At 63.1% G+C, this 6006-nt stretch carries 5 protein-coding genes; all 5 read left to right on the forward strand.

Translation table 11 applies throughout. From position 1 onward, the window contains the following. A partial coding sequence (locus QMX78_RS19580) for a methyl-accepting chemotaxis protein (RefSeq protein ID WP_343239304.1) occupies positions 1 to 531 on the forward strand: 531 nt, incomplete at its 5' end. Positions 532 to 941: 410 nt separating this feature from the next. After that, positions 942 to 3173, forward strand: coding sequence for a methyl-accepting chemotaxis protein (locus QMX78_RS19585; protein ID WP_282272728.1), 2232 nt, complete (start codon positions 942 to 944; stop codon positions 3171 to 3173). Positions 3174 to 3880: 707 nt separating this feature from the next. Beyond that, positions 3881 to 4648: a flagellar brake protein gene (locus QMX78_RS19590; RefSeq protein WP_282272730.1), complete on the forward strand. Its 768-nt coding sequence runs from the start codon at positions 3881 to 3883 to the stop codon at positions 4646 to 4648. Between the two features lie 285 nt (positions 4649 to 4933). Further along, positions 4934 to 5425, forward strand: coding sequence for a chemotaxis protein CheW (locus QMX78_RS19595; protein WP_282272732.1), 492 nt, complete (start codon positions 4934 to 4936; stop codon positions 5423 to 5425). Between the two features lie 201 nt (positions 5426 to 5626). Continuing rightward, positions 5627 to 5932 carry a hypothetical protein gene (locus QMX78_RS19600; RefSeq protein ID WP_282272734.1) on the forward strand — a complete coding sequence of 102 codons (306 nt, stop codon included), beginning with the start codon at positions 5627 to 5629 and terminating at the stop codon, positions 5930 to 5932. Positions 5933 to 6006: the final 74 nt, after the last annotated feature.

Consider the following 6006-nt stretch of genomic DNA (forward strand, 5'->3'; position numbering starts at 1 on the left):
GAACAGGGCCGTGGTTTCGCCGTGGTCGCCTCGGAAGTGCGCACCCTCGCCCAGCGCTCCGCCGCAGCCGCCAAGGAGATCAAGGGCCTGATCGACGACTCGGTCGGCAAGGTCGGCGAAGGCTCGGTGCTGGTGCAGCAGGCCGGTACCACCATGGACGAGATCGTCACCTCGGTACAGCGCGTGACCGACATCATGGCCGAGATCTCGGCGGCCTCGCAGGAGCAGAGCGCCGGCATCGACCAGGTCAACCAGACCGTCATGCAGATGGACGAAACCACCCAGCAGAATGCCGCGCTGGTGGAAGAAGCCACCGCCGCCGCACGCTCGATGGAAGACCAGGCCAACCAGCTGACCGAGGCAGTGGCGGTATTCCGAACTGCTGTGGATAGCGGCAACAAGTCAGCGAACAAGGCGTCGGTCGCAGCCGTCACACAGCATCCGCAATACCGTCCGCGCCCGGTTGCCGTCAACAACCGCAGCGGTCAGGCAGCGCGCAAGCTGGATGAGGCGAACTGGCAGGAATTCTGACCGTCCCGTTGTTACACAAAGCCCCCGGCCGCCAATGCCGGGGGCTTTTTTGTTTCCGCGGTTCACCGGCTTGACCCACACGCCGAGAACCGGCACTCGCGAATGATCGTAAGAGATCTGATGAAATAATCTGAAATAGTGAATGGGCCCACATTCATTCCAAGCGGCACATCACTAAACCTTCCTGGCGTCCTTGGAACGGCTAATACTTGTGATGCACGCTCACCAAATTGTGCTGAATCCTTCAGAATTCCGGGCAGATAACCCCCTACAGCACGGTAGGAAAGCGCCGTTAACGGCTATAACAACACCCGCATAGGCTTGCGGCGTGGACGTTACGCTGTGCAATCCAGGGCTGGATGAGACCCCACCACAGCGTCCAAATCTGCAGTCGATCCGGAGAGTTAGAGATGGAGTTCTTTCGCAACCTCAGCATCGCCAGAAAACTCGCAGTTGCTTTCACCCTGACCACCCTCACCACCCTTGCCATGGGCGGCTTTGCCGTGCAGCGCCTGCACCAGGCCACCGCCCAGCTCGACCAGGTCAGTGCACGCTACATGCCGGCCGTGCAGTATCTGGAGCGCATGCGTGCGGATCTGGCCGAGATCCGCATCGCCGAGTTGTCCCAGCTCTCCCATCTGGACGAGCCGGCATTTGTCGCCGAGTACAACCAGCGCATCGTCGACCAGCGGCAGAAACTGGCCGAGCACCGCAAGCAGTACGAAGCACTGCCGGCCGATAGCAGCCAGCAGGCGCTTTACGCAGAACTGGGCAAGACCCTGGACGCCTACTTCAGCGCGCACGCCTTGATGGAGAAGGCAATCACCGAAGGCCAATTCGAACTGGCCCAGACCATATCCAACGATCAGTCGCGCGTCAGCCGCCGCGACCTGTTTGACGCGGTGGAGAAGCTCAGCGTTCACGTTGCCTCGGTACTGGACAAGGAGGTCGCCGCGGCCAAGGCCGCGCAGACCCGCAGCACCACCGCCATCATCGTCTGCATGCTGCTGCTCGGTCTGTTGTCCATCGCCTTGGGCGCGGTGATCGTGCGCGCCATCGTGCGTCCGGTGAACGATGCACTACGCGCCGCGGACGATGTCGCCAATGGCCGCCTGGACAGCACCATCGACAGCAGCCGCAAGGACGAGATCGGCGCCCTGCTTGCGTCCATGCAGCGCGTGCAGAACCAGTTGAAGGCCGTTATCGGTGCGCAGATCGAGATGGCGCGCGAACACGACCACGGGACGATCAGCTTCCGCATAGACGAATCCCGTTTCCCCGGCGAATACGGGCGCATGGTGCGTGAAGTCAACACGCTCGTTGCGCAGCACATCGGCGTCAAGATGCGGGTGGTCGAGGTCATGCGCCATTACGCCCGCGGTGATCTATCGGTGGACATGGATCGTCTGCCCGGCGAGAAAGCCGCCATCACCCAGGCCATGGACAACACCAAAACCAGCCTTTCGACGATCAACAACGAGATCAAGCGCCTGGCCCATGCGGCAGCGGCTGGCGACTTCAGCCAACGCGGCAATGCAGACCAGTTCGAGCACGATTTCCGCGACATGGTCGGTGGCGTCAACTCGCTGATGGAAACCACGGAGGAGAACCTCGGACACCTTTCGCAGCTGCTGAAGGCGGTTGCCCAAGGCGACCTGACCCAACGCATGGAAGGCGATTTCCGCGGGGTCTTTGCCCGCATGCGTGACGATGGCAACACCACCATGGATCAGCTGACCAACATCGTCTCGCGCATCCAGGCGGCCAGCGGCAGCATCAGCCTGTCGGCGAGCGAAATCGCCACCGGCAACGATGATCTTTCGCGTCGCACCGAGCAGCAGGCCGCCAACCTGGAAGAAACCGCTGCATCCATGGAGGAACTCACCTCCACCGTCCGCCAGAATGCCGAGCATGCACGCCAGGCTGATCAGCTGGCGCGCGGTGCGGCCGAGGTCGCGGCGCAGGGTGGCAGCGTGGTTGGGCAGGTAGTGACCACCATGAGCGCGATCGAGGCCTCGTCGAAGAAAATCGCCGACATCATCAGCGTCATCGACGGCATTGCTTTCCAGACCAATATCCTCGCCCTCAATGCTGCGGTTGAAGCAGCGCGTGCTGGCGACCAAGGTCGCGGTTTTGCGGTGGTTGCCTCGGAAGTGCGCACGCTGGCGCAGCGTTCTGCGGCAGCTGCCAAGGAGATCAAGGGATTGATCGACACCTCGGTCGACAAGGTGGCCGAAGGCTCACAACTGGTACGCAACGCCGGCAACACAATGGATGAGATCGTTGCCTCGGTGCAGCGTGTCACCACCATCATGGCTGACATTTCGTCGGCCTCGCAGGAGCAGTCCACCGGTATCGAACAGGTCAACCAGACCGTCATGCAAATGGACGAAAGCACCCAGCAGAACGCAGCACTGGTCGAGGAAGCCACCGCCGCCGCACGTTCCATGGAGAACCAGGCACATCAGCTCACCGATGCAGTGGCGCAGTTCCGTCTGGCCGGCTCGGTAAGCGCCTCTTTGGCCAAGGTTGCGGCCAGCCCCGACGCGACGCCGCCGCGTGCTCGTCCCGCGCTGCGAGCGATCCCGAAGCCGGCCAGCCGCGCACCGGTTGCCAGTACGGATGACTGGCAGGAGTTCTAAGCCAGCAATGGCGATGGCGGGCAGGACCTCTCCGTCCTGCCCGCCATCGTCGGCTGCCCTGGCGTTCCGCTACGCGTTGTTCACGCTGCGCACCTGGCAAGTGAACGCTCACTGACATTTCAACGCCTGACTCCTTGTACCCCTGTAGTTGCCAAGCGGTAGAACGTCATCCCGGCAAAGCGGCGCGCATCGAGCGCCGACATGCTGGCGCTCCGCGACATCCGCCTCAGCATTGACACACCCGGAAGACACCAGTCGCTTCACAGCGCTGTCGCAGCCACTGCAGTCGCCAGCGCCTGACCCCGGGGCAGCAACCGGCCAGCTTGCGAGCGCGACTCAAGGTCGTCCCGACGCGCGCAGCCATCGCTTCGAATAGCCTGGCGCAGGTCGCACCCGGGGCAACCTCCCCTCTCCCGCTGGGCATCCATCGCCATCGCGCTCCATGCCGTTGGATCGATGTTTCCCGCATCGCGCGCAAAGAAAAGACCTGTATTCAGCTGCCATCGAGCAGGCATGGCAGTGTTGTTCCAACTCTCCGCAGTACGCTTGCCCCGACGGCCAAGCCCCTTGCCGCAGTCGGCGGATCCCCCTACGTATGGAGAAACTCGTAACAGTCCGGCTAAAGATGCTAAAAAGGCTGCCGTTATCACACTTTGTAGCGCATTGATCAGCGCTGCGCCGATCATCGACCAACCGTAACCGTGTCCATGCCCGACCAAGAATCGCCCGCACCGACGCCTTCCCCGCACGCCGGCAACCTGTATGCCGACGACCGCTACATGGTGCGCAACCCGCATCAGGTGCGGCACCTGTTGCAGGCCATGATCGACCAACGCTCGATGATCAACGTGCACCCGGACGGGCGTGACCAGGCCTTCCCGTCAGCGGTACTGGACGTGGACCTGCATCACCTCGTGCTCGATGCCAGTCCGGTGCCCTCGATCAACCGCTCGGTCGAGACCGCCAGCGACCTGCTCTGCTTCGGCCAGGTCGACAAGGTCACGGTGCGCTTCCAGCTGGAAGGTCATCGCCGTATCGAGCGCGACGGCCATGTCGCCTTTGAAGTCCCCCTGCCGGAGGAGGTCTATCACCTGCAGCGGCGTGAGTTCTACCGACTGGAAACCCCGGTCGGCGATTCGCCGTATTGCGTGCTGCCAGACCCGGACGGCGGTGAAGCCACCCGCTGGCGGGTGTTGGACATCAGCGCTGGCGGCATCGCATTGCTGCTGCCACCCGATCAGAATCTGCTCAAGCTGCAGAGCCGCTACAGCTGCGTGCTGGAGATCCCTGAAAGCGCGCCGATCCAAACCCCGCTGGTGGTCTGCAACCTGCGCCAGCAGAAGCAGCCCAATGGCACGGAGATGACCCGCATCGGGCTGCGCTTCGATGACCTGCCACGCGGTGCGGACAACAGCATCCAGCGCTACATCTTCCGTATTGATCGTCTACGCAAGGCACGTAGCAACGGCGATTGAATTACCCCCTGCAGCGGGCATCCGGGCTTGAACTCCGGACGATGGCGCTGGCCACGTCCAAAGCCGCGCAGCAGGTACCCGGCGTCTGCAGGCATGATCCTTGTCCCGGGCAGCACCACGCGACAGAAAAATGGCGCACCGAAACATGATGGCGCGCACATTTCAAACACCACGTCACATCACAGCACGGCATTCCCCGCCGGCCTCCTAAAGTCCCCCGCCGCAGCGCCGATACCGGTGCATCAGCCGCATCGCATCGGCAGCCCGCCAGGACCAGGATCCGCCATGAATGACTCCCGCAGCACGTCCGCCGATACCACCGGTGGCGAGTACCTCAGCTTCACCCTCGGCAACGAACACTACGGCGTGGATATCCTGAAAGTGCAGGAAATCCGCGGCTATGACGCCGTCACCCGCGTCCCCGATGCCCCCGACTACATCAAGGGTGTCATCAACCTGCGCGGCACCATCGTGCCGGTCATCGACCTGCGCCTGAAGCTGCGCCTGGACGAAGCACGCTATGACGCCTTCACCGTGATGATCGTGCTCAACGTCGAAGACCGCGTTGTCGGCATCGTCGTGGACAGCGTTTCCGACGTGATCCCGCTCAACGCCGAACAGATCCGCCCGACCCCGGAATTCGGCGCTGCAGTCGATACCCGTTTCATCTCCGGCATCGGCACCCAGGACGATCGCATGCTGATCCTGCTGGATATCGAGACCCTGCTCGATACCGCCGACCTTGGTCAGCCGAGCGTCGCCGAAGAAGCGGCCTGAGCAGCCATTTCGCAAAGTCGATCACAGTTCCGCGCATGCAATTCAAGCCCCACGCCTGCGGGCCGATAGCGATTGCATGCCTGTCCTCCCCGACCGGCCCTCTATCCCTATCCGGAGTTTCCGATGTACAAGCATGTACTTCCGCTGTTTGCTGCCACCGTACTGGCGACCGTCGCCTTCGACGCCGCCGCCGATGCCGAGATGATCCCGCCGGAAGCCGCAGCACGCTTCGCCGGCAAGGACGGCATGGTCTGTGGCAAGGTTGAAAAGGCCCGCTATGCAGAAGGTTCCGAAGGCCAGCCGACCTTCCTGCACATGGGCGGCATGTTCCCGCGCCACACCTTCTCGGCACGCATCGCCGGCAGCAACCGCAGCAAGTTCGGCTTCCCGCTGGAAACCCTGGAAGGCAAGACCGTCTGCGTGATCGGCAAGATCCAGCGCGATGCGTCGCGCGCCGAAATCGAAGTGGCGTCGCCGGCCGGCCTGAAGCTGGCAAACATCAAGTAATCCGCCTTTCGTCGCGCCGGGCCCCCCCGCGCGCCCCCCCCCCCCCGTGGCAAGGCGGGGGCGGGTGGCGGGGG

The sequence above is a fragment of the Stenotrophomonas sp. PS02298 genome, assembly GCF_029959445.1.
Lineage (GTDB): Bacteria > Pseudomonadota > Gammaproteobacteria > Xanthomonadales > Xanthomonadaceae > Stenotrophomonas.

Excerpts from the sequence above, each read along its gene's own strand:
- QMX78_RS19585 (WP_282272728.1), top strand. The coding sequence starts at position 942 with ATGGAGTTCTTTCGCAACCTCAGCATCGCCAGAAAACTCGCAGTTGCT.
- QMX78_RS19590 (WP_282272730.1), top strand. The coding sequence starts at position 3,881 with ATGCCCGACCAAGAATCGCCCGCACCGACGCCTTCCCCGCACGCCGGC.
- QMX78_RS19595 (WP_282272732.1), top strand. The coding sequence starts at position 4,934 with ATGAATGACTCCCGCAGCACGTCCGCCGATACCACCGGTGGCGAGTAC.
- QMX78_RS19600 (WP_282272734.1), top strand. The coding sequence starts at position 5,627 with ATGATCCCGCCGGAAGCCGCAGCACGCTTCGCCGGCAAGGACGGCATG.